Origin of the sequence: Ruegeria arenilitoris, assembly GCF_013035315.1 — a bacterium.
Lineage (GTDB): Bacteria > Pseudomonadota > Alphaproteobacteria > Rhodobacterales > Rhodobacteraceae > Ruegeria > Ruegeria arenilitoris_D.
In genome coordinates this window covers 109951-134709 of the sequence record NZ_WQHP01000002.1, presented here as the reverse complement: position 1 = coordinate 134709, position 24759 = coordinate 109951, and the positions used below count along the sequence as shown (strand labels likewise).

Sequence of the window (24759 nt, the reverse complement as noted above, 5' to 3'; positions counted from 1 at the left end):
GCCCCCTTCGTTTGGTTTCGTCGGCTGTTACATCGGGATGGTATGCATCCGAACGGCCAGATTGCCCATGATCCAAACCGTGCCAAGGATGATGATCAGCAGCACAAGCGTTGAGAACAGGACAAGGTCCAAATCCTCACGGCTGCTGCGCCGGCGGTCGATGTGAAGAAAATAGACCAGTTGAACGATCAACTGAGCCAATCCAAGCAGCGCTATGGTCAGATAAACGCCCTTCGTCTCGATCCCGTATCGGTAAGCGATCCCGAACACAGCGAACGTCAGCAAAAGCGACCCGCCATATCCGACCACATAGCGGCGACGTTCGCGGCGGTGCATTTCGCTGCGTTTATCCATAGGTGAGCCCTCCGAAATAAACGATCGTGATGATGCCGATCCAGATCAGATCAAGAAAATGCCAGAACAGCGCCAGCCGCACCACGCGCGACATTAGCAGATCGGTGAGACCAAAAATCCGCAGCTGAATCCCCAACACGACCAGCCAAAGACACCCGGCGGCAACATGCAGCCCGTGCAGGGGCACCAACCCGTAAAACGCCGACAGGAAGCCACTGCGCTGCGGGATACCGCCCTTTTCGGCCATCGCCATGAAGTCACGGATTTCCAGAACCAAAAAACACAGACCTAATACCAGCGTGACCGAGAACCAAAACACGATCCTCCATCGCGGCAGGTTGTACTTGAGCGCAAGCATCGCCAGACCCACCGTGAGACTGCTGGTCAAAAGGATCATGGTTTGCGCAAAAATGCTTGTCAGGTCGAACAGCTCATGCGGCCCCGGACCACCGGCCTGGGCGTCGATCATGGTGATGTAGATGGCAAACATCAGGCCGAAATAGACCAGATCGCTCATCAAAAAGACCCAGAAGCCGAAGGTGACGACCTCGCTGGCTTTGTCGGCACTTGCGTGACGCCGTCCGAGGTTCAGGCCGGGATAGCTGTGTCTGGGCGCGCGCTTCATGTCACGGCCTCCAGATCGGGGGCGGCAAGGCCGCGATTTTCCGGGGCCGTTTCGTGGTCTCGATCAACAGGTGTGGCGCTGTGCACCAAATCCAACCATGCCTCGTGCTCTCTTCGGACCTCATCCGCCGGAACAACGCGTTCGGTTTCGGTCTTGAATGTCCAGGCAATAAAGGCGCTGAGCATCAGAAGGCTTGCCAGCACGGCCAGCCACCAGATCCACCAGACCAGCGCAAACATCCATACACCGCTAAGAACACAGAGGATGAACCCGATCCCAGTGTTGAGAGGCACCGAGATATCCTCGTAAGCATCCGGTGACGGGTATGCGTTGCCACGCTCTTTCGCGGCAGCAAAGTTGTCTCGGTCTGTGACCTGCGGGATGATGGCAAAGTTGTAAGGCGGTGGCGGGGCCGGGATTGACCATTCAAGCGTGCGCGCGTCCCATGGATCTCCGACCGGTACGCGCGTTTCGTTCCGTTGTCGGATGCTGACCCAAAGCTGAACGACCACCGACAGCAGGGCCCCAAGAATAACCAGCGCGCCGACTACGGCGACAATCATGTATGGGTGAAAGCTAGGGTCCTCCCAACTGAACGACCGGCGCGGCATGCCCATCAGACCGACGAAATAAAGCGGCAGGAATGTCAGCATAAAACCCACTGTCCACAGCGCGACCGAGACGCGGCCCCAAAACTCATTCAGACGGAATCCAAAGGCTTTGGGGAACCAATAGTTGTATCCGGCGAGCAACCCGAACAGTACACCCGGCAGCAGAACGTTATGGAAATGGGCAACCAAGAACAGCGTGTTGTGGACCTGATAATCCACTGTCGGGTTCGCGAGTATCACACCAGACAACCCGCCGATTACGAACAGCATCAAGAACGCCAGACCATAAAGCATGGGCACGGAGAACCGAATGCGTCCCCGGAACAGGGTTGCCATCCAGTCATAGACTTTCACACCGGTCGGGATCGCGATCAGCATAGTGGCGATGCCAAACACCGCGTTGATCAACGCGCTTTGGCCCATGGTGAAGAAATGGTGTAACCAAACGGTGAACGACAGAACCGCGATCGACATCGTGGCAATGACAAGCGAGTTGTAGCCATACAGACGCTTGGCCGAAAATGTCGCGAACACCTCGGAATAGATGCCGTATGCGGGCAGAACCAGAAGGTAGACCTCAGGGTGACCGAACAGCCAAAACAGGTTGGCGTAGTTCATCATGTTGCCACCAAGGTCGTTGGTGAAGAAGTGAAAATCCAGATACCTGTCCGCAGCCAGCATCAACGCAGCGACCCCCAGCGGCGGCATCGCAAAAACAATCAGGATCGAGCTGCAGATGATCGTCCAGCAATACATCGGCAACCGCATGAACTTCATACCGGGTGCGCGCAGCTTGTAGATCGTGACGGCAAAGTTAATGCCGGTCAGAGTAGTCCCAATACCGGATACAACTATGGCCCAGATCCAGTAGTCGGGCCCTACCCCCGGATTGAATGCGGCACCGGTATAGGGTGGATAAGCCGTCCAGCCACCGGTCGAGAACTCTCCGACCACCAATGAGACCATCAGCATCATCCCAGCCGAAACAGTCAGACCCAGACTGATCTGGTTCATCACGGGAAAGGCAACATCGCGCGCGCCGATCATGAGCGGGATCAGGAAATTCGCAAGGCCGAACACAAAAGGGACGGCCACGAAAAAGATCATAATCGTGCCATGTGTGCTGAATAGTTCTGCGAAATGCTCGGCCTCTAGGAAACCCTCACCCGGCCCGGCCGCCTGCTGGGCGCGCATGACGACGCCCTCCAGCACTCCGCGCGCAAGCATCACGATTGCGAAGACGATATACATAATACCGATCTTTTTGTGATCGGCACTGGTCAACCAATCGCGCCACAAAGCCCCCCACAGGCGAAACCAGGTCAGCGCACCGACCACAATAATGACACCGACAATCACAATGGCCGCTGCCGCGTTAGCAACAATCTCATTGGTGTTGGGGTTCTGGATAAGTCCGGCCAGGGGGATCGCGTCCCAGCTCAGACGTCCGAAAAAGGCGGAGTCGGTGTTGGTCATTTCGGCGCCTCCTGCCCGAATTCCACGGTCCCCGGTTGTTGATCGGTCGATAGCGCCTCGCCACCGTGATAGCGATGCACGATGGAATTGAACAATCCGTTATCATCAAGCGTGAAATACAATGCGTTATCAGGCATTTGCGCTGTACCTAAGGCGGCCTGAACCTCATCCCTATCTGACCGCATTGCCAAAACGCGATAGGTTTCATCATCCAACGCAATACCGTTGCTGCGCACCTTTTCGACCCACGCAGCGAATTCATCGGCGGGCATGGAGAGGGTCTGGAACTTCTGCTTGGTAAACCCCCGCCCGTTATACTGAGTGTTTTCGCCCTGCATCGTGGCAGGCGCATCCGATACGAGATGCAGCTTGGTTGTCATACCGGGCATGGCATAGATCTGGCCGGCCAGAGCCGGGATCATGAAAGACTGCATCACAGTGTCCGTTGTCAGCGTCATAGCGACCTGTTGTTTGACTGGGATGCCAAGCTCTCCTACGCTGGCGATGCCAAGGTCGGGATAGATGAACAGCCATTTCCAATCCAATCCCACGACCTGCACATTCAGCGCAGGTGTTTCGCCAAAAGCAGCCGAGTAGGGATCAAGACGGTGTGTCGCTTTCCAAAGGTAAAAAGACAAAAGCGCCACAATCACGACGGGTACACCCCACATGACAAATTCCAAGCGACCTGAGAAATCCCATTTGGGCCTGTATACGGCGTGACCATCCTTGCGCCGCCGGTAACGAAGGGCGATCAACGGGACGAGGACAAGAACCGGGACGACTGCGATCAGGATAAGAGCTGTCGCTCGCAATAGGTGTACCTTTTGAACAGCCGCGATCGGGCCCTGTGGGTCCATGAAGCTGTCGCTCGCGCTTGCAGTCGCTGCCGTTGCAACAACCAAAGCGGCTGAGACAAGCGCCGTCAGCGCGCCATGTGACAAGCGGAATAGTGCCACGCGTGATTGCCCTCCTGAGCGATCCAATTGGCCAACTATCGACAGAGGCGTAAAATTTCTCAAGGATTTTTCCGGATCAACAGAGACTTGACCGTTTTGAATGATCATTTGCGCGTTGAGGCGCAGACTAATCTCTGAGTTGACTTAACCGCCTAGTCCAGCCAGCCTTTGGCCAATGCGTTGGATTGTATTTGCCCTCGGCCTTTTGTGCCTGACAACAAGCGCGACCGCACAAGACAGGGACGCGGTCGAGAAGCAATTCCAGTTATGGTTGAACGAAACGGTCTGGCCGATGGCCAAGGCAAAGGGTGTTTCGCGTCGCACAATGCGGCAGGCTTTTGATGGGGTTACGCTTAATTGGAAACTGCCGGATCTGGTGCCGCCTGGCCAACAAGCGAGCACCCCGAAACGGCAAAAACAGGCTGAGTTCGGATCGCCAGCGCGCTATTTCAATGCCGGGTCGGTGCAGGGTGCAACATCGGTCGGACGACAAATGGCTCGACGATACGCATCGACATTATCCCGCGTCGAGGCTGAAACCGGCGTCCCCGCACGCATCATTCTGGCCATCTGGGGCCGGGAAAGCGGCTATGGTCAGGTACCAATCCGGCACGACATGTTTCAGGTACTGGGCACCAAAGGGTTCATGAGTACCCGCGCGGACTACTTCACGCAGGAACTGATCGCCGGGCTGCAAATCGCCGAAGCCAGAGCCGCCCCTTCGGGTGCGATGAAAAGCAGTTGGGCGGGTGCTTTGGGTCAACCGCAATTCATGCCCTCAAACTATCTGGCCTATGCCGCGGACGGGAACGGAGACGGAAAAGCCGACATCTGGACCTCGCCCGAGGATACGATTGCCTCGATCGGAAACTATTTGGCGATGCACGGCTGGGTCAGCAGTCGCGACTGGGGGTTCGAAGTTTTTGTACCGGAAACAGTGTCTTGCGCGCTGGAGGGACCCGATCAAGGGAAACCCATTCGGGACTGGGCGGCAATGGGTATCAAGCGCGTATCGGGCAAGCCATTTCCCAAGCATGAACAAAAAGGTGAGGGCTATCTGATGATGCCAGCCGGGCGACACGGCCCGGCTTTTCTCGTGACTCCGAATTTCTATGTCCTGAAGGAATACAACAAGAGCGATTTGTATGCTCTGTTCGTTGGCCATGTCGGAGATCGCATTCAATACGGTGTCCCAGATTTTCGCGGGCGCTGGGGAAAGATTGACAGCATGTACCGCTCTGACATCGCAACCATGCAGCGTAGGCTGGAACAAGAGGGGCATGATGTCGGTGGGGCGGATGGATTACCCGGCTTCAAGACGCGGCGGTCGATTGGCCGATGGCAACAGACAAGTGGGCGCGCGGCGACATGCTTTCCGAGCAAGAGCCTTCAACAGGCATTGACCCGGTAGCGATTCGCCCTAGCGAATTGCTTGGTGGAGAATCATTGCGCCGCGGAAACCGGAAAACTGAAATCTGCAAGCTTCACGAAAATGTCACGAAGTCCGTACGTTTCAGCATAAAATTTCCGAGACATCCCCGGTTTCATTCACAATCCACCTCTGGTTGCCCAATTTTAAGGCAAAGGGTTTAACCTTTTTTGAAATGGTGTCACCTTCTGCCACAGTGAAAGGCGACTTTCGCAAACACGTTCCCGACTACAAACCGAAAGACTGCGACGCGGTGTCCATTGCGATCTGAAAAGCAAATTTCGAACCGGTCCTGGTCGGCTTCTGGGTCGGACAAACAAGGTGGCCTGCCGCCATCCCAAAGGGGTGCGTGCGCGATGTCAAAAAATGGGAGTAAACAAACATGAACAAGTACATTCGGAAATCTCTGGCGGGGCTACTGACCTCGACCATGATCGCCGGCGCTGCTTTTGCGGCAGGAACCCATCCGGAAACGGGCGAAGCGCTGGCGGATGACCAGACCTTTACTTACCGTATCCTTGACGAGCACAGCTCGGTCGACCCGCAGGTTGTTGAAGATGTTTCCGGCGCTGAGATCGTCCGTGACCTGTTTGAAGGTTTGATGAACCAGGACGAAGACGGCAACCTCGTTCCCGGCGTTGCCACAGGTTACACGACCAACGACGCCAAAGACGTTTATACCTTTACCCTGCGCGATGAAGCGAAGTGGTCAAATGGTGATCCGGTGACTGCAGGTGACTTTGTTTACGCCTGGAAACGCGCCGTCGATCCCGCCCTGTCCTCGCCTTATGCGTGGTTCATGGAGCTGATGTCGATCGAGAACGCATCCGAAATCATCGCTGGCGAAAAGCCGGTTGATGAACTGGGCGTCAAAGCCATCGACGACCACACGCTGGAAGTCACCCTGAGCGCGCCGCTGCCGTATTTCGCGCAGATGACCACGCACTCGACTACTTTCCCGGCCCCTCAGAAAGTCATCGAAGAGTTTGGCGACGCATGGACCAAGCCTGAGAACATCGTCTCGAACGGCGCATACGTCCTGACCGAGCACCTTCCGCAAGAACGTTCGGTCCGTGAGCGGAACGAAAACTACTGGGACAACGACAACACAATCATCGACAAAGTTGTAGCCTTGGTCATCAACGATGAGAACGTCGCCCTGACCCGTTACCTGGCAGGCGAGCTGGACCGCACCGAAGTACCCGCTGGTCAGTTCCCACGTCTGCAGAAAGAGCATCCGGAAGAGGCAATCAGCTTCCCCCGCCTGTGTAACTATTATTACACGTTCAACCTGTCCGATGGTGGCCCGGAAGCCTTCAAGGATCCGAACGTCCGTCAGGCCCTTTCGCTTGCCGTAGACCGCAAGATCATCACTGAGAACATCATGGCAGGTGGTCAGCCTCAGGCTTACACCTTTGCACCGGCTGCAACTGCTGGCTTTGATGTCCCGGACGTAGAAATGGCCTCGATGTCTCAGGCCGAGCGTGACGAGTTGGCAAAAGAATTGCTGGCAGAAGCTGGCTATGGCCCCGACAACCCATTGAGCTTTGAGATGGTTTACAACACCTCGGAAGCCCACAAGAAGGTTGCTGTGGCGCTGAGCCAGATGTGGAAGCAAAAGCTGGGCGTCAATGCTGAGCTGGCCAACATGGAATGGAAGATTTTCCTGGAAGAGCGTGGGAACCAGAACTTTGATCTGGCCCGTGGCGCATGGTGTGGTGACTACAACGAAGCCTCGACCTTCCTTGACCTGCTTCAGTCGGACTCTGGCTACAACGACGGCAAGTACAACAACGCCCGCGTTGATGAACTGCTGGCCGAAGCCAAAACGGCGGATGACGCCGCACCTCTGTACACCGAGGTCGAGCGTATCATCGCGCAAGAGACCCCCGTTATCCCGATCTATCACTATGCTGGCGTCTACATGATGGACAGCGACGTCGGTAACTGGCCGGTCAATAACGTAGAGCAGAACTGGTACTCCAAGAACCTCTACAAAGTCGCCGAATAATCATCCTTAGACCACGCTATGCCCCGGAGGCTTCTCTGGGGCATAGCCAATAATTGGGGGCATGAAATGCTTGCCTATGTCATCCGGCGGTTGTTGGCCGCCGTTCCGACGATCCTTTTGCTGATCGTCGCAAGTTTCTTTTTGATGCACTTCGCGCCAGGCGGACCCTTCACCTCGGAACGGCCACTGCCGCCCGCGGTTCTGGCCAATATCGAGGCGCGGTACGGGTTGGACCAGCCGCTGTGGAAACAGCTGTGGGATTACCTGTACAACATTGTCGTGCATTTCGATTTCGGCCCGTCCTTCAAATTCAAGGACCGGGACGTGAACGATATCATCGCGCAAGGTTTCCCGATCTCGCTGACCTACGGCTCGCTCTCTTTCCTGGTGGCGACGTCCGTCGGTGTCGCTTTGGGAATTGCTGCCGCAATCAAACACAATAGCTGGATCGACTATTTCGCCGTCGGTCTGGGTATTGCGGCACAAGCGCTGCCGAACTTCATCATGGGCCCGATCCTGATCCTGACCTTCACTTTGTGGCTTGGCTGGCTGCCTGGCGGTGGCTGGAACGGCGGTCAATGGCAGTACCTGATCATGCCGGTGATCGCGCTGGCGACGTCCTATATGGGTTCGATCGCACGGATCACGCGCTCATCGATGCTGGAGGTTCTGAACTCGAACTTCATTCGTACTGCACGAGCCAAAGGCCTGCCGACCAGAACCGTAATCTGGCGCCACGCGCTGAAACCGACCTTGCTGCCAGTGGTGTCCTATCTGGGCCCGGTCTTCGTCTACGTGCTGACCGGTTCGGTCTTCGTGGACATCTACTTTTCAACCGGCGGATTGGGGCAGGCCTATGTCGGCTCGGCTCTGTCGCGCGACTATGCCGTCCTGTTGGGGGTCACGATCCTCTATGGCGTGCTGACTGTCCTCGTGAACTTGTTGACCGACCTGGCTTATGCCTGGTTCGATCCAAAAATCCGCTACTGAGGGGCTGGCAATGCTTGGAAAATCACAAAAAGCCGCCCAATTGGCCGAAGATGTCACCGACTACACGGTCATTCAGGGGCGCTCTCTTTGGCAAGACGCGCGTATGCGTTTTGTCCGCAACAAGGCAGCAATGGCGAGCCTTTTCATTCTGGGTCTAATCGTTCTGTTCACGATCATCGGGCCTTACTTCGCGGTCTGGAACAACGAAGAGATCGACTGGAACGTCATGGGCGACGTGCGCGGCATGGGCATGCCGTCCATCGAAACCGGTCACTACTTTGGGGTCGATGACCTTGGGCGCGACCTATACAGCCGCGTCATTCAGGCGACGACAACGTCCCTGCTGGTGGGTCTGATCGGAGCCGCCACAGCTCTGATCGTCGGCACATGTTACGGTATCACCGCCGGGTACATTGGGGGCCGCACCGACGGCGCCATGATGCGCTTTGTCGATATCCTGCTGGCAATCCCGGCGACGCTAGTCATTATTCTTCTGCTTGTTGTTGCAGGACGATCTTTCGTGATGCTGTTCATCGCCCTCGGTGCGGTGGGGTGGCTGACCATGGCCCGGATCGTAAGGGGGCAAACGCTGACCCTGAAGAACCGCGAATTCATTGAGGCCGCACGCGCCGCAGGTGTCAGCGAGTTTACTATCATGTATCGCCACATCCTGCCCAACCTGCTGGGTGTGGTAATCGTATACGCCTCGCTGCTGGTTCCCGAAATGATCCTGACCGAGAGTTTTATCTCGTTCCTCGGGCTGGGTATTTCTGAACCCTACACCTCGCTTGGTCGCCTGATCGCCGAAGGCGCGGGAACCATGGGCTATGGAACCCTGTGGCAACTGTTGTTCCCCCTGACTTTCTACGTCGCAATCATCATCACCATGTTCTTCATCGGTGACGGTTTGCGTGACGCTCTGGACCCGAAGGATCGCTGATATGAGTCTGTTTTCCGTAAAGGACCTGAGCGTCCAGTTCGACACCCCTGATGGCGTGGTCGAGGCTGTCAAAGGTATCAGCTTCGACATCAACCCGGGCGAATGCCTTGGCATCGTGGGCGAAAGTGGATCCGGCAAAAGCCAGACCTTCATGGCCGCGATGGGCCTGTTGCCGCCTGCCGGGCGCGCGATGGGTTCCGCCATGCTGAACGGTCAGGAAATCCTGAACCTGCCGATCAATAAGCTGAACAAGATCCGCGGCGATGACGTTGGCATGATCTTTCAGGACCCGCTAACGGCCCTGACACCGCATTTGCGGATCGGGCAACAGATGCGCGAAGTTCTACAGGTTCACGAGGGTCTGCAAGGCTCGGCCGCCCGGGCGCGGTGTCTGGAATGGCTGAATCGCGTGCGTATCCCCGAAGCCAATCGACGTCTGGATCAGTACCCCCACGAGTTGTCGGGCGGCATGCGCCAGCGGGTCATGATCGCAATGTCGATGCTGTGTAATCCAAAGCTCTTGATCGCTGATGAGCCGACGACAGCGCTGGACGTTACGGTACAAGCCGACATCCTTGATCTGATGGTGCGCCTGCAAAAGGACGAAGGGACCGCGATTGCCCTGATCACCCATGACATGGGCGTTGTCGCCCGCATGTGTGACCGGGTGCAGGTCATGCGCCTGGGTCAGTTCGTCGAAGCCGGTGAGACGCGCGAAATCTTCCGCGCGCCCAAGCACGAGTACACGCGAACCTTGCTTGAGGCGATGCCGCGGATCGACGCCGGTGATGCTCCTAAAGCTCTGGAAAAGGTCGAAGAACCCTTGCTGAAAGTCGACGACGTCAAGGTTCATTTCCCGATCCACGTTTCGGGCGGGTTGTTTGGGCACAAAGTCCCTTTGAAAGCCGTTGACGGCGTCAGCTTCGATATTCGCAAGGGCGAAACGCTGGGTGTTGTGGGCGAGTCGGGCTGCGGGAAATCCACTTTGGCTCGGGCTGTTTTGCAACTGATCGAACCTAGCGCGGGTAACGTCAGCTGGCTGGGTCATCCCATCGTCGGACTGAAACGGCGCGAACTGAACAAGTACCGCAAGGACTTGCAGATCGTGTTCCAGGATCCTCTGGCCAGCCTTGATCCACGGATGACCATCTCGGCGTCAATCGCGGAACCGCTGAAAACCTATCGCCCCGACCTGACCGACCGTGAACGCAAAGACATGGTCGCAGCAATGATGGAACGGGTCGGTCTGAAAGCCAACATGATCAACCGCTACCCGCATGAGCTGTCGGGCGGGCAAAACCAGCGTGTCGGCATCGCGCGGGCCATGATCAACAAACCCAAGCTCATCATCTGTGACGAGGCAGTGTCCGCTTTGGACGTCTCGATTCAAGCACAGATCGTAGAGCTGCTGCGCGAATTGCAGCAGGAGTTTGGTTTGTCGATGATCTTCATCAGCCACGACCTGTCGGTCGTGCGGGCAGTGTCAAACCGGATCATGGTTCTATACCTGGGCCGGATCGTTGAACTGGGCGATGGTGAAGTGATCTGTTCCGATCCGATCCATCCTTACACCAAGTCGCTGATCTCAGCCGTTCCGATCCCGGACCCTGACGTTGAACGCAGCCGAACACGACTGAAGCTACCGGGCGAGCTGCCATCTCCGATGGATCCGAAGGCCGCGCTGCGATTCCTGCCAAGCCGTCTGGCGTCCGGGGATACAAGCTATGTCCCGAAACTAAGCGAGGTGAGGCCGGATCATTTCGTCGCCGAGCACGACTCGTTGGAAGCGATCATGGGCACAGCATAGAACTCCCCTGCCCCGACAGCGGTGCGTGCCGCGGGGCAGGATTTTCGATAAAAATTCGACTTTAGTCAGAGTTTCCCAAATTCCGACAATCACCCAAAACTTCAAGTTTTGTCTTCTGCCGTACCCACCCAAACAGCCCCGGCGTCGCCAACCAAAGATAGGTCTTTTGACTTCCGAATTGAACAATGGCACGATTCTGTCAAACAAGCTGATTTTCGCCTGTTTGCGTTGAATGTTCGGTGCACCCACAATATCAGGCTGCATGGAAGACATGTATTCGGACTGACAAGATTTTGCTGAGAGGTAGCATGACACGTAAGGTCACCAAGGCGATTTTTCCTGTCGCAGGAATGGGCACCCGCTTTTTACCCGCTACGAAATCGGTTCCAAAAGAGATCATGACTTTGGTTGACCGTCCTTTGGTGCAATACGCCATCGACGAGGCGCGCGCCGCTGGGATCACCGAATTTATTTTCGTCACCTCCCGCGGCAAATCGGCCTTGGAGGACTACTTCGATCATAATCAGATTTTGGAACAGTCGCTAAAAGAAAAAGGCAAAGACGACCTGCTGGAGACGCTGCAAGCAACGAACATGGAAAGCGGGGCTATTGCTTACATCCGGCAGCATAAGGCTCTGGGTCTGGGTCACGCCGTCTGGTGCGCGCGCCGCCTGATCGGGGACGAGCCGTTTGCTGTGATGCTGCCGGACGATGTGATATCAGGGCCAAAACCCTGTCTGCAGCAGATGATCGAAGCTTACGAGGAAACCGGTGGCAATATGGTGGCCACCATGGAAGTCCCGGAAGAAAAGACCAGCTCATACGGTGTGCTGGACGTTGGCGACAATATTGGCCAAGTTGTGCGTGCCCGAGGCATGGTTGAAAAACCCAAACCCGGCGAAGCACCGTCAAATCTGGCGGTGATTGGTCGCTATGTTCTGCGTCCCTCGGTTCTGTACAACCTAAACCAAAACAAGCTGGGCAGCGGTGGTGAGATTCAGCTGACAGATGCCATCGCAGAAGACATCAGAAACGGAGTCCCGGTCTTTGGCTACAAGTTCGACGGTCAGCGTTTTGACTGCGGCTCCAAGGCCGGATTCCTGCAGGCCACCGTCGCCTTTGCCTTGGCACGCGAGGATCTGTGTGATGACCTGCGGCAGTATTTGCACGACGTGGTCGCAACTGGCCAGGCCGCTCAATAGGAAACATGCTTCGGTTATTGGCAAAACGGGACAAACCGCGATAGGCGCGGGTTGTCCTTGGCTTCTTGGGGAAGATACTTTTCTGAGTCCCTGAACCTAATTTCAATTCAATCGTTAGCAAGATGTTATGTGGTCGTTCGCGACGGTCAGTCTGGATTCATGAATGCAACGGCAGTTTGGCCCGCAATTCATGTGTCAAACGGACTACCAACGGAGGATGCCCCTTGCCCCAGAACTCACCCAGATTGAACCTGCCCCTTCTGCAACCGTCACAGGCGCAAAAGCCCGTCACGCATAACGAGGTTCTACGGCGTCTGGACCTCATCGTCCAACTGACCATCATTTCTACAAACGCGACAACCCCTCCAGCGGCACCGGCCCAGGGTGACATTCATGCCCAAGGGGATACACCCACCGGAGACTGGGCAGGACACACCAAAAAGCTGGCCGCCTGGCTGGATAACAGTTGGCATTTCCTGTCCCCCGAACCGGGCTGGCGCGCCTGGGATCAGAGCAGCAGCAGCTTGAAACGGTGGGGCGGATCGGATTGGGTCGAGCCGCCTTCGACCACTCAGAACCTGCCAGGTATCGGTATTGCCACCGGACACGACAGCACAAACCGATTATCGGTCAGATCGCCAGCAACTCTGCTCACCCACGATGGTGCGGGCCATCAGTTGAAGGTCAACAAAGCCGATGCGAGCGAAACGGCATCGCTGTTGTTTCAGTCAAACTGGACCGGACATGCCGAAATGGGCCTGTCTGGCGACACGGTTTTTTCCATCAAAGTCTCGCCGGACGGGTCGAACTGGGCTGAAGCGCTGCGCTTTGATCCGGCGACCGGACTGACCTCTGGCACCGCCGTTCAATCCAGCGCAGATGACACTACGGCCGGGCGGTTGATGCGAGCCGATTATGGCTATGGGCCTGGCAATCTGTTGGGAACGGTCACGCAAAGCAGCGGCAATCCGACTGGAGCGGTAATCGAACGGGGCAACACGCCAAACGGCGAGTTTGTCCGCTTTGCCGACGGCACTCAGATTTGCACCGCGAAGCTTACCTCAACCGCCTGCACAAACAGCGAGGGCGCTTTGTTCGCAAGCGCCCTACAGACATGGAACTTCCCCGCAGCCTTTGCGACAGGCACAACGCCTGCCCTTAGCGGCAGTGGCGGCGCTGCGGGCAGGTTCCTGGGGTTTGACGAACCGTCGAACGCTCAGGTCGGACTAAAGGTTCTGTCCACTACATCAGATGCTGCGTCGCTTGCCCCGACAGTGGTTGCGATCGGCCGCTGGTTCTGATCAACATGGCCGCCCGGACCCAGTGTTCGGGCGGTTACTTGGCGCGCAGGGTCGCGTCGGATTGTTCAAGAAACCAAGCATAGGTTTCCCGAACTCCGTCTTCGAGATTTATGCGTGCGCGCCAGCCCATATTCGCCAGACGGGACACGTCCATCAGCTTGCGCATGGTGCCATCCGGTTTGCTGGTGTCCTGGGTGATCCGACCGGTGAATCCGGTAACCTTAGCCACCAGTGCGGCCAGTTCCGCGATCGAGATATCCTCGCCGCACCCAACGTTGATATGGCTCAGCATCGGTTCCGTGTTCGCCTCATAGTCTCCAAGAGGCAAATCAAGGACGAACAAAGACGCCTCGGCCATGTCATCCACATGCAGGAATTCGCGACGTGGTTTGCCGGTGCCCCAGATCACCACCTCGTCCAGACCGTCCTGCTGTGCCTCGTGGAACCGGCGGATCAGCGCAGGCAGAACATGGCTGTTTTCGGGATGAAAGTTATCGCCCGGACCGTAAAGGTTCGTGGGCATAACCGAACGATAGTCGACCCCATGCTGCCGGTTATAACTTTCGCAGAGTTTAATGCCTGCAATCTTCGCCACCGCATAAGGTTCGTTTGTCGGCTCAAGAACACCGGTCAGTAACGCATATTCGCGCATAGGCTGCGGCACGGCGCGCGGATAGATGCAGGAACTGCCCAGTTGCAGCAGGTTTTTGACACCGACAGCAAAGGCCTGATGGATCACGTTGCACTCGATCATCAGGTTTTGGTAAATGAAATCCGCCGGATAGGTGTTGTTGGCATGGATGCCCCCCACCTTGGCCGCTGCCAGGATGACGACGTCGGGACGCTCGGACTGCATGAAATCGCGGACAGCGGCCTGATCGGTCAGGTCCAGCTCGGCATGCGTGCGGGTCACAAGCTCCAACGCTTCGCCTGCGGCCTTGCGATTCTGCAAACGGCGCAGAATAGCGCCGCCAACCATACCCCGATGACCGGCTACATAGATCTTGCGCATCGCCGCCTCAGCCATTTTCCAACGTAACCGGCAGATCGTAGCCATGCTCTTTCAGCAAAGCGTGACGTTTGGCGGTTTTGAGGTCCTCTGTAACCATCTCAGCGCACATTTGCTGTACGGTCAGCTCCGGCTCCCAGCCCAGTTTGTTTTTTGCGTTCGATGGATCACCCAACAGTGTGTCAACTTCGGCCGGGCGGAAGTATTGCGGGTCGATGCGCATGATCACGTCGCCCGGTTTCAGGGCTGGCGCGTTGTCGCCTTCGACCGATTTGACCGTCGCAATCTCATCAACACCCGCGCCCGAAAACTCGAGCGTTATGCCCAGCTCAGCCGCCGACCATTCGATGAACTGACGCACCGAATACTGCACGCCGGTTGCGATCACGAAGTCTTCGGGTGTATCCTGCTGCAGCATCATCCACTGCATCCGCACGTAGTCCTTGGCGTGGCCCCAATCGCGCAAGCTGTCGATGTTGCCCATGTACAGGCATTGTTCCAAACCTTGGGCGATGTTGGACAGGCCACGGGTGATTTTGCGAGTCACAAAAGTCTCACCTCGACGGGGGCTTTCGTGGTTGAACAGAATGCCGTTGCAGGCATACATCCCGTAGGCCTCGCGATAGTTCACCGTAATCCAGTAGGAGTAAAGCTTGGCCACTGCATAGGGCGAACGCGGGTAGAACGGCGTGGTCTCACGCTGCGGCGTTTCCTGGACCAGACCATACAGCTCGGATGTCGAGGCCTGATAAAACCGGGTCTTTTTCTCAAGACCTAGGAAGCGGATCGCCTCGAGCAGACGCAGGGTTCCGATCGCATCAACATCAGCGGTGTATTCCGGCGATTCAAAGCTGACCGCCACGTGGGACTGCGCACCGAGGTTATAGACCTCGTCCGGCTGAACCTCCTGGATGATGCGCGTCAGATTCGACGTGTCGCTGAGATCACCGTAGTGCAGATGCAGGCGCGGGTTGGGCACGTGCGGATCCTGATAAATATGGTCGATCCGCTGCGTATTGAACGACGACGCCCGCCGCTTGATCCCATGAACCTCATAGCCTTTTTCCAGCAAAAACTCGGCCAGATACGAACCGTCTTGCCCCGTTATGCCGGTGATGAGTGCTGTTTTTGTCATGGCTGATTTCCAGGATGTTCACTATGCGCGTGTTCAGTCTGTGAAACAGCAATATTTGCCTGAATGCAACCCAAGGCCAAACTGCGGGGTAGGTTTGGACCCGGACGACGCCTTTATCCGCCTATGTTTCAGGTCGACCCATAAAGTGGAACCTCGCCCGCAGCACCTTCTGCCAAAGCCTTGCTTTGATCGCGGCGAACCGTTTCATAAAGAACCAGCGCCTCGTCAGAGAACAGCCGGGTCGGCGGCGTCACATGAATAAAGTTGCTTTGCCCATCCTGACCGCGTGCCAACATGGCATAGTCTCTTTCGGCGACCAACTGCTTGGCATTCGGGTTGAGATAGCGGATCGCCAGACCGATACGGCGGTCATTGGATCGATTTGGACCGGAACCATGTATCGTCAGCCCGTGATGCAAAGACATCTGCCCAGGCGCCAGTTCGATATGTGTTTTGTCGGTTTCGGCGACATCCACCGCGATCTCCTGACCGCGCGACAACAGGTTGGTGTCCGAATAGGTGTCATTGTGCGGCAGGATCGGGTTCTTGTGGCTGGCGCGCACAAAATCCATACATCCGCTTTCGACCGTGGCAGGTGACAGCGCGATCCAGGCGGTGACCTGATCGGGTGTCTCACCCATTCCCCAGTAGGTCAGATCCTGATGCATCCCAACTGTATGGGCCGTATTGGGTTCCTTTATGAAAAACTCGGCCGACCAGACCATGATATCCGGGCCCAGAACCCCCTCGACGGCATCCAGAACACGAGGGTCCAGCGCGATGCGCGACGCAAGCGGCATCACCAGATGCGCGTTGACCCGTTTGTAAGTATTCAGCGGTAGCGGCAATTCAGCCGAAAGCCAATCGCGTTCGATCTGCTCCAACGCGGCCCGCATTTGTGCGGCTTCATCTTGTGAAAAAATGGTCAAGGGAAAGAGGAAGCCATCCGCCCAATACTTGTCCGATTGCGCCTTAGTCAGGGCGGTGTCGCGCGTTTGCATTTTTTCGGGCATCTGGCCTACCTGTGTCACGTTTCCTCAGACCAGAATAATACGTCCTGCCCACACCGCAGAACGCTAAGTCTTGCCCGTCAGGCTAAGTTTTGCTTAGCCTGCATATCATGTCGTCACGCATTCCCTCTCTGAACTGGCTTCGCGTTTTCGAAGCTGCGGCCAGAACCGAAAGTTTCGCCCGCGCTGCGACACAGCTGAATATGTCGGCCGCGGCGGTCAGCCAACAGGTTAAGGCACTAGAGACACGGCTGGGTACACCCCTGTTCCACCGCCATGCACATTCGGTCACTCTGACTGAAGCCGGACGCGCCTATTTGCCGTCGGTTGAGCAATCGCTACTGATGCTTGAAACCGCGACAACAGGGTTGTTTGGCGAAACACGCGAGCAACGGCTTTTTGTGCAGTCTGTCTTGTTATTCGCTCATGGGATTCTCGCCAGTGGGTTAACAGCGTTTCAGGCCGCGTACCCCCAAATCAACCTGTCTTTGTCGACGGGAAACCAGATGGCAGATTTTTCAAACCGCTTCACCGATCTTCAAATCGTTTTCGGAAACCCAACCCTTTTTGGCACCGAAAGTGACGAGTTGTTGCGGGAGCGTCTATATCCAATGGCCCCACCTGAGGTAGCGGATCAGATCAGGCAACCTCAGGACTTGTTCCGATTTACCTTGATCGAGGTTTCGACACACCGCGCTGGCTGGCCGCATCTATTTCAGCAATTGCGTTTGCCTGCGGGTCAAGCGCGATACTTTTTTGCGGACAACTCACTGATGGCAGCTGAGCTCTCCGCCAGTGGCGGCGGAATCGCTTTGGCGCGTGCCCCAGCGTCAGACCGTATCATGAAGTTGTCCGGGCTTGTTCCTTGCCTGCCCGACATCGATGTCCCGGGTCAGGAAGCCTATCACCTGATCTACCAATCCCGCTCGGCGCTGCGCCCTGCGGCAAAGGCATTCCGCGATTGGATCATCGACTACAGCGCGGCCGTCCAGACCCGGTAACGCCCCTGCCCCGTGACCTCTCGGATCAGGCCGCGGCTCATGAGGCGGTCTATGTTGCGCTGAACCGCCGCTCGCGAGGCCTGAGTCAGCTCTTCGGCAAGCGGTGCCGACACCATTGGCCATGCCGTCAGCGCGTCGATCAAAAGAGGCGGAGTCCGGCCGCTCAGGTCACTGGTCGCCTCACGGGCACGCTGGTCCCACGCGCTGACCCGATCCAGATGTAGTAACGCGGCCAACGCGGCCTGCCCTGCCCCTCTGATCCAGGCCGACAGCTTTTCCTGCGGCTCCCCAACCCCACGCAATGCGCCCGGTCCGGACAGTGCCAGCGGCATGAAAATCGCCCCGCCCCGCCCCATCGTGGCAGCATGACGCGCTGCGATGATCGCGGCCTCGGTATCCTGACCGATGCCCTGTGCGAGGGCGCGCCATGCGTGAAACCCTATGGCGGCCTGCGTTACAGGGTGTAGGCCTTCGGCGTTGCGCATAACCTCCGCGAGGTCGGCAACGGTCTCGGGTGTGTCTTCAATGCCCTGCGCCATGCGATCAAGGAATGCAGTCAGGCCAGGCTCCCACCCCCCATCGGAAGGGCCTGCACCCGACGTCAGACGGCGTACGGCCCAACCCGCACGAAACAGCGCCTGAACATCATCACCTGTCGCGCCAATCCGCAATCCGACCCATAGTGCGAGGCGGTCTACGCCTATCCTGTCGCCCGTCCACCAACCCAGATCGGACACATCCATCAACGCCAGTCGATGCCCCCACCCTTTTGGGCCGGCCCGCAACCGTTCATCCAACGCCCCAAATGCGGCTGCCAGCTCCGCGAGTTCCAGGGACAAATCGGCCTGTGCCGCGCGCCAATCTCTTGGATCAAAAAGAAGGCGGCGATCGGCCATTGGCCCGGGCGGCAGGAAGGCCTCTTGCGCGTGTTCCTCATCTGGGGGCAGAAACCAAAGGTCGTCATCCTCGGAAGGGTCCGCATCATAGATGCTGCGCGGGCCAAGCGCATCGGCGTCCTCATCCGGGTCCGGGATCACGGGTTTCGTCGTCATACCCGCTATATTTCGGTGATTGCGGCCGGTTCACAAGGCGTTTTCTGTCGCCTAGCAGATCACCCCGCGAAAGTTGCGGTCAGAATGTCCAGCTCTTGGTTCAGATCGGTCTGCTCATTGCTGCCAATGAGCATATAGCCATATCCATCCTGCGCCCATGTCGCCGTCGCCAGACCGCTGAGCGCGGCAAGCTTGACGTCCTTTGTCGGCGCGCCCTCACCCTGACGGATCACGCAGAAAGCCAGCGGCTGACCCTGATCATCGGCAAAAACCACTTGTATCAACGGCTTGCCCTTGAATGACAGAACTTGCGCTCGTTTCAGCTCCAACCCGGGCAGCACCTCAAGCGTCGCCCGATTCAAGGGTCGACCCAACTGCGCCTCGGCCAGCGCGAACTGCGCATCAAGCGCCGCCGAAGAGTTGTCGAGGGATGCGATTGTATCTGGCGTATAGAGCGATTGGTAAATTGCAGCCTGCTCTGCCCACCCCATCGGTTGGGGGCGTGTGGCCCAGATCGTGGCAGACACTGCAAGAACAGCGACCGAAGCCGCAACCGCCAGCAATCGCCAGGGTCCGCCCGAAGTTTGAGGTTGGCTGACCGCCGCCTCTGGCAAGTTCACCTGCGGCACTTCGGCGGGAATGTCGTCAAATACTGCTTTCACAACGGGCGCGAAAGAGTCCAACGCCATTAGACGCTGTTCCAATTCTGGATCAGTTTCGATCGCCGCCTCGATGGCGACGGCCTCGGCCGCGTCCGCATTGCCTTCCAGATACGCCCTGAGCGTCTCGTCGGAAAACTTCATTTGCCACTCCGTCGAACGGCGTCTGCCGCATCATGCTGCATCACGTTTTTCAGTTTCTGCCGGGCATTTGACAACCGGCTCATGATTGTTCCTATCGGTACGTCCAGCAACGCAGCGGCTTCGCGGTAACTATAGCCCTCGACAAACACAAGCATAACCGTTTCCCGCTGCGCCTCTGGCAACTGCATCACTTGTGTAAACACTTCAGCAGCGAAAATATTCGTTTCTGAATCCGGTCCGACCGAAATTAATTCAGCTTCGGGCGTTACCGACAGCGCCTGGGCCTTGCGCACCGACCGCGCGCGCACCTCATTCAGCCAGATCGAGCGGCAGATCGTCATCAGCCAACTGTCCAGCCGATCATGCGAAGTGACCTGGTGGTGACGTTCCAGAGCACGCAGGCAGGTGGATTGCAAAAGATCGTCGGCCACATCCGACGCCCCCGAAAGCGCCAGCCCAAACCGCCAGACACGTTTCGAATGCGTCTGGATCGCGCCGCGCACGGCCTGTTCTGAGCTTATTTGGACACCCATCGAATAAATCGCGACCTGTGTGTGTTTGTCATTCACGGACCTGGCCCGTGTGGTCAGGATTTACACACCTGTAGGAGGAATGAAATGAAACTTCTGTTGAAAGCGGTAACGATTGCGTCGACAATTGTTGCAACCCCGGTTCTGGCGCAGACTTGGACGCTGGCCCCAGAAGGCTCGCATCTGGCCTATGGCTCGATCAAGAAAAACACCGTGGGCGAGGTCAATTCCTTTTCGAAACTCTCTGGCCAGGTAAGCCAGGATGGCAAGGCCGAGATCGAGATTGATCTGTCCTCGGTGGAAACAAACATCGACATTCGCAACCAACGCATGATCGAGTATGTGTTCCGCAAGGCCGGGACCGCATCTTTGACCGCTCAGTTCGACATGTCAGAGGTTTCAGCCTTGAGTGTTGGCGAGGCAACGACCGTCGATGCCGAAGCGCAGCTTTCGCTTGCGGGTGCAGAAGTCGGTTTCGATGCCGAGATGTTTGTCGCGCGTTTGTCTGAAACTTCGGTCATGGTGTCGACCAACGATATGATTTTCATCAGTACCGAGGATGCAGGCGTTGACGCAGGTGTCGACAAGCTGATGCAATTGGCTGACTTGCCCGGCATCACCCGAACAGTCCCGGTCACCGCGCGCTTTATCTTCAACCTCGATGACAAAAAGGTCGAGGCTGCACCCGTCGCGGAAACTACCGTTTTAGCTGCAGCCGTAGAGGGCGACGTTAAAGCCGGGAAGAAAGTGTTCCGAAAATGCAGCGCCTGTCACAAGCTGGACGCCGACCGCCACACTGTCGGACCCTCGCTGCACGGCATCTTCGGGGCAAAGGCCGGACAAGCGGACGGATTTCGGTATTCCGACCCTTTGCAACAATCCGAGATCGTCTGGACGCCTGAAACGATGGCCGCATTCCGGACCGACCCTAAAGGCACAGTCCCGGGGAACAAAATGCAGTTTCCGGGCCTGAAGAAAGAAGCCGATATCGCCAACGTTATTGCGTACCTGCTAGCCGAGACTCAGGGATGACTCCAAACCGGGTTCCCTTTTCCCACATGACCACGCTATCCCTTATCTGACTTCGGATAAGGGAGAAGCTGAGCATGAGCGAGACGGTCAAACTGACATTGGACGAGATCCGAGATCTGAGCCTGTCCATTCTGACCAAAGCCGGTTTTGGCCCCGACCATGCGGCCGCAATTACCGAAATGCTGACAACCTGCCAGATCGACGATTGCCAGTCTCATGGTCTGTTTCGCCTGTTCATGTGCATTGACACTATGAAAGCCGGCAAGATCGACGGCCATATTGCGCCCGTCGTTGCGCCCTCGAACAATGCCATTGTGCGCGTGGATGCGCAGGGCGGCATGTCGCTGCTGGCGTTTCGTGAGGCTCTGCCCATTCTTATCGAAAAGACCCGAACCCATGGGATCGCGGCAATGGCGATCAATCGCTGCTTTCATTTCTCAGCCCTTTGGCCAGAGGTGGAACGCCTGTCCGCAGAAGGTTTGGCTGCGATGGCAATGGTTCCCAGCCACAGCTGGGTCGCGCCAGCCGGAGGGACGCGAGGCAGCCTCGGAACAAACCCGTTGGCGTTCAGCTGGCCGCGCCAAGGCAAAGACCCGTTCACGTTTGATTTCGCCACCAGCGCATTTGCCCGCGGCGAGATCGAACTGTATCGCCGCGCGGGCAAGCCCCTGCCCGAAGGCGTAGCGATCGACAAGGACGGGAACCCAACCACCGATCCCCAGGCCGCTATGGACGGAGCGATGCTGACTTTTGGCAGCTACAAAGGCTCGGCCCTGTCTATCATGATCGAACTGTTGGCGGGCCCGCTGATTGACGACCTGACCAGCCTGGAGAGCATGGAGTATGCCGAAGGCCAGGGCGGCGCGCCCTACCATGGCGAAATCATTCTGGCTTTTGACCCGGCCCAGTTCAGCGGCGGTCGCACCGCTGATAATGACGCCCGTGCCGAGCGACTGTTCGCCGATATTGTAGATCAAGGGGCCCGCCTGCCCTCTCAAAGACGGTTCGCTGCACGGGCACGGAATACCGCACGTGGGTATGTGGAAGTGGCGAAAACCTTGCATGATGATCTGCTGGTTCTGGCCGATCAGATGTAACTCTCCTATCTCCTCTTTCCCTTGGCGATGGGGCTGGCTAAGAAGATTCTCCGAACAGACTTCAGGAGGCCCTTTTGGACCGCAACGCCCGCACCATCGCCACCGAAATCAACGCCCGCCCGGAACAGGTCGGTGCCGCAGTAAAGTTGTTGGACGAAGGGGCCACCGTCCCATTTGTGGCAAGGTATCGAAAAGAGGTGACCGGCGGGCTGGACGATACGCAACTGCGGATTCTATCAGATCGGCTAACCTATCTGCGCGAGCTTGAGGCGCGGCGCGAAACGATCCTCGGCTCGATCAAGGATCAGGGCAAATTGACGGATGACCTGGCAAAATCCATTGCGCAGGCCGACACCAAAGCGAAACTGGAAGACATTTACCTGCCTTACAAGCCCAAGCGTCGCACCAAGGCGATGATTGCGCGCGAGAACGGGTTGGAGCCGCTGTCGGATGCAATCCTGACAGACCGGTCCGCTGATCCGGAAGCGATGGCACAAAACTATGTTTCGGACGCTGTCCCGACGACCAAAGACGCGTTGAATGGTGCACGCGACATCATAACTGAGCGGTTGACAGAAAACGCCACATTGCTGGGTGAGTTGCGTGATTTCATGCAGCGCGAGGCCTTGTTGACGTCCAAAGTGATTGAGGGCAAGGAACGGGAAGGCGCAAAATTCAGCGACTATTTCAACCACACTGAGCTTTGGGCCAAAACTCCATCACACCGCGCACTTGCCATGTTGCGAGCCTCGAAAGAGGGTATCGTCACGCTGGATATTGCCCCGGAACCGGAAGCCGGAGCCGCGCGCGCCGAGGCCATGGTGGCCGCTCATCTGCATACACGCAGCGACACGCCAGGAGATAAATGGCTCCGAAAGGTGGCCGGCTGGACGTGGCGGGTAAAACTGTCACTTTCAATGATGGTTGAGCTTATGGCGGACCTGCGCAGCCGGGCGCAGGAAGAGGCTATTCAGGTTTTCTCTTTTAATCTCAAAGACTTATTGCTTTCTGCGCCTGCTGGAGCACGGCCAACTCTGGGTTTGGACCCCGGAATTCGCACAGGTGTTAAAGCGGCCGTCGTTGACGCCACCGGCAAGGTGGTTGCGACCGACACGCTGTTTCCTTTTCAGCCAAAAAACGATCTGAGGGGCGCACAAGCAACTATCCTTAACCTTATCTCAGCCCATAAGATTGAACTGATTGCCATCGGCAACGGTACAGCGAGCCGCGAGACTGAGAAATTGGTCGCGGAAGCTTTGAAGCTTTTGCCAAAATCCGTCAAAGCGCCAACCAAGGTTGTCGTGTCCGAGGCTGGGGCTTCGGTCTATTCGGCGTCAGAACTGGCCGCGCGAGAATTCCCTGATCTGGATGTGTCGCTGCGTGGGGCTGTCTCGATCGCCCGGCGTTTACAAGACCCCTTGGCGGAACTTGTTAAAATCGAACCCAAGTCAATTGGTGTTGGTCAGTACCAGCATGATGTTGATCAACATCGGTTGTCGCAGTCATTGGCATCGGTTGTCGAAGATGTTGTGAACGCGGTCGGTGTAGATCTGAACACGGCTTCCGCGCCCCTACTCTCTCATGTTTCGGGTCTTGGGCCCGGACTGGCCGAAGCAATCGTTATGCACCGCGATCTGAATGGCGCTTTCCAAAATCGAAATCAGCTTTTGGATGTCGCGCGCCTTGGGCCACAAACCTATGAGCAATGCGCGGGATTCCTGAGAATCCGGGATGGTTCCGAACCTCTGGACGCGTCCTCAGTCCACCCAGAGGCCTATGGCCTTGCGAAACAGGTTGTGTCTGCATGCGGCCGAGATATTCGGGACATCATGGGTCATGACGGGGCGCTCAAGAATTTGCGCGCTGAGGATTTTGTGGATGAGAGCTTCGGTTTGCCCACCGTGCGGGATGTTTTCACTGAACTAGAGAAGCCCGGCCGCGACCCACGCCCCAGTTTTGCGACCGCATCTTTTGCGGATGGCGTCGACGACATTACAGATTTGAAGCCTGGAATGGTGTTAGAGGGAACGGTCACGAACGTCGCCGCCTTTGGCGCATTTATCGACATTGGCGTCCATCAGGATGGGTTGGTTCACGTCAGTCAACTTGCTGACCGATTTGTTAAGGATCCGCACGAAGTGGTCAAAACGGGGCAAGTCGTGAAGGTGACTGTCGTTGATGTGGACGTACCCCGTAAGCGTATCGGCTTGACCATGCGAAAAGACGGAGGAAAGTCTGCACGACAAAATAGTGCGCATAAACCACAACAGAAGCGTCCTTACTCATCAAAAGGAAAGGAAGCTCAATACGCAAAAAACAAAAAAAATGCACACAACAGCGCATTTGGCGACGCGTTGAGTGCTGCGATGAAGAAGCATTGAGCTC

General features: G+C 57.0%; 21 protein-coding genes. 11 read left to right on the top strand and 10 right to left on the bottom strand.

The window, feature by feature from the left end:
* Positions 1-27 precede the first annotated feature (27 nt).
* Genes GOV53_RS05395 through GOV53_RS05380 form a run of 4 tightly spaced genes read right to left on the bottom strand, consistent with a single transcriptional unit; the run spans position 28 to position 4025 of the window.
* Positions 28-354 (bottom strand): cytochrome o ubiquinol oxidase subunit IV, encoded by a 327-nt coding sequence (locus GOV53_RS05395; RefSeq protein ID WP_254439194.1) that lies wholly within the window; start codon positions 352-354, stop codon positions 28-30.
* On the bottom strand, positions 347-979 hold the full coding sequence (locus GOV53_RS05390) for a cytochrome c oxidase subunit 3 (protein ID WP_170464635.1): 633 nt from the start codon (positions 977-979) through the stop codon (positions 347-349). Before GOV53_RS05390 ends, GOV53_RS05395 begins: the two co-directional genes overlap by 8 nt.
* The gene (locus GOV53_RS05385) at positions 976-3066 is read right to left on the bottom strand and encodes a cbb3-type cytochrome c oxidase subunit I (protein WP_170464634.1); all 2091 of its coding nucleotides are present in this window, start codon (positions 3064-3066) and stop codon (positions 976-978) included. Before GOV53_RS05385 ends, GOV53_RS05390 begins: the two co-directional genes overlap by 4 nt.
* Entirely contained in the window at positions 3063-4025 is a 963-nt protein-coding gene (locus GOV53_RS05380; RefSeq protein ID WP_367648755.1) for a cytochrome ubiquinol oxidase subunit II, read from the bottom strand. The genes GOV53_RS05385 and GOV53_RS05380 overlap by 4 nt, the downstream gene beginning before the upstream one ends.
* 175 nt (positions 4026-4200) lie before the next feature.
* Here GOV53_RS05380 and GOV53_RS05375 point away from each other — a divergent pair, with 175 nt between their 5' ends.
* From GOV53_RS05375 to GOV53_RS05345, 7 genes are all read left to right on the top strand, one after another.
* Positions 4201-5436 (top strand): lytic murein transglycosylase, encoded by a 1236-nt coding sequence (locus GOV53_RS05375; protein ID WP_170464633.1) that lies wholly within the window; start codon positions 4201-4203, stop codon positions 5434-5436.
* A gap of 400 nt (positions 5437-5836) precedes the next feature.
* Positions 5837-7465 carry a peptide ABC transporter substrate-binding protein gene (locus tag GOV53_RS05370; RefSeq protein WP_170464632.1) on the top strand — a complete coding sequence of 543 codons (1629 nt, stop codon included), beginning with the start codon at positions 5837-5839 and terminating at the stop codon, positions 7463-7465.
* Between the two features lie 66 nt (positions 7466-7531).
* Entirely contained in the window at positions 7532-8455 is a 924-nt protein-coding gene (oppB, locus tag GOV53_RS05365; protein ID WP_170429129.1) for an oligopeptide ABC transporter permease OppB, read from the top strand.
* Between the two features lie 10 nt (positions 8456-8465).
* A complete protein-coding gene (locus tag GOV53_RS05360) occupies positions 8466-9395 on the top strand; it encodes an ABC transporter permease subunit (RefSeq protein WP_170464631.1) in 930 nt (309 codons plus the stop codon).
* Position 9396: 1 nt separating this feature from the next.
* Positions 9397-11202: an ABC transporter ATP-binding protein gene (locus GOV53_RS05355; protein ID WP_170464630.1), complete on the top strand. Its 1806-nt coding sequence runs from the start codon at positions 9397-9399 to the stop codon at positions 11200-11202.
* Between the two features lie 308 nt (positions 11203-11510).
* Positions 11511-12404, top strand: coding sequence for a UTP--glucose-1-phosphate uridylyltransferase GalU (galU, locus tag GOV53_RS05350; RefSeq protein ID WP_170464629.1), 894 nt, complete (start codon positions 11511-11513; stop codon positions 12402-12404).
* A 224-nt stretch (positions 12405-12628) separates the two neighbouring features.
* Positions 12629-13705, top strand: a complete 1077-nt coding sequence (locus GOV53_RS05345; protein WP_170464628.1) for a DUF2793 domain-containing protein — start codon at positions 12629-12631, stop codon at positions 13703-13705.
* Positions 13706-13739: 34 nt separating this feature from the next.
* Here the strand turns inward: GOV53_RS05345 and fcl are convergent, their stop codons facing one another.
* From fcl to GOV53_RS05330, 3 genes are all read right to left on the bottom strand, one after another.
* Positions 13740-14717, bottom strand: a complete 978-nt coding sequence (fcl, locus tag GOV53_RS05340; protein WP_170464627.1) for a GDP-L-fucose synthase — start codon at positions 14715-14717, stop codon at positions 13740-13742.
* Between the two features lie 7 nt (positions 14718-14724).
* Positions 14725-15849 carry a GDP-mannose 4,6-dehydratase gene (gmd, locus tag GOV53_RS05335; protein ID WP_170464626.1) on the bottom strand — a complete coding sequence of 375 codons (1125 nt, stop codon included), beginning with the start codon at positions 15847-15849 and terminating at the stop codon, positions 14725-14727.
* 128 nt (positions 15850-15977) lie between these two features.
* On the bottom strand, positions 15978-16862 hold the full coding sequence (locus GOV53_RS05330; protein WP_254439193.1) for a phytanoyl-CoA dioxygenase family protein: 885 nt from the start codon (positions 16860-16862) through the stop codon (positions 15978-15980).
* 107 nt (positions 16863-16969) lie between these two features.
* Between GOV53_RS05330 and GOV53_RS05325 the strand changes: the two genes are divergently transcribed.
* Positions 16970-17860, top strand: a complete 891-nt coding sequence (locus GOV53_RS05325; protein ID WP_170464625.1) for a LysR family transcriptional regulator — start codon at positions 16970-16972, stop codon at positions 17858-17860.
* On the opposite strand, the gene GOV53_RS05320 is transcribed toward GOV53_RS05325, so the two are convergent.
* The 3 genes from GOV53_RS05320 to GOV53_RS05310 are packed head-to-tail and all read right to left on the bottom strand — an operon-like array spanning position 17833 to position 20284.
* Complete coding sequence (locus GOV53_RS05320; protein ID WP_170464624.1) at positions 17833-18912, bottom strand: helix-turn-helix domain-containing protein; 1080 nt, start codon at positions 18910-18912, stop codon at positions 17833-17835. The genes GOV53_RS05325 and GOV53_RS05320 overlap by 28 nt on opposite strands.
* A 59-nt stretch (positions 18913-18971) precedes the next feature.
* A complete protein-coding gene (locus tag GOV53_RS05315) occupies positions 18972-19715 on the bottom strand; it encodes a hypothetical protein (protein WP_170464623.1) in 744 nt (247 codons plus the stop codon).
* Positions 19712-20284 carry an RNA polymerase sigma factor gene (locus tag GOV53_RS05310; protein WP_367647645.1) on the bottom strand — a complete coding sequence of 191 codons (573 nt, stop codon included), beginning with the start codon at positions 20282-20284 and terminating at the stop codon, positions 19712-19714. The genes GOV53_RS05315 and GOV53_RS05310 overlap by 4 nt, the downstream gene beginning before the upstream one ends.
* Positions 20285-20332: 48 nt before the next feature.
* On the opposite strand from GOV53_RS05310, the gene GOV53_RS05305 reads away from it, so the two are divergent.
* From GOV53_RS05305 to GOV53_RS05295, 3 genes are all read left to right on the top strand, one after another.
* On the top strand, positions 20333-21277 hold the full coding sequence (locus GOV53_RS05305; RefSeq protein WP_170464622.1) for a c-type cytochrome: 945 nt from the start codon (positions 20333-20335) through the stop codon (positions 21275-21277).
* Between the two features lie 74 nt (positions 21278-21351).
* Positions 21352-22374, top strand: coding sequence for an Ldh family oxidoreductase (locus GOV53_RS05300; RefSeq protein ID WP_170464621.1), 1023 nt, complete (start codon positions 21352-21354; stop codon positions 22372-22374).
* Positions 22375-22448: 74 nt separating this feature from the next.
* On the top strand, positions 22449-24755 hold the full coding sequence (locus GOV53_RS05295) for a Tex family protein (RefSeq protein ID WP_170464620.1): 2307 nt from the start codon (positions 22449-22451) through the stop codon (positions 24753-24755).
* Positions 24756-24759 lie beyond the last annotated feature (4 nt).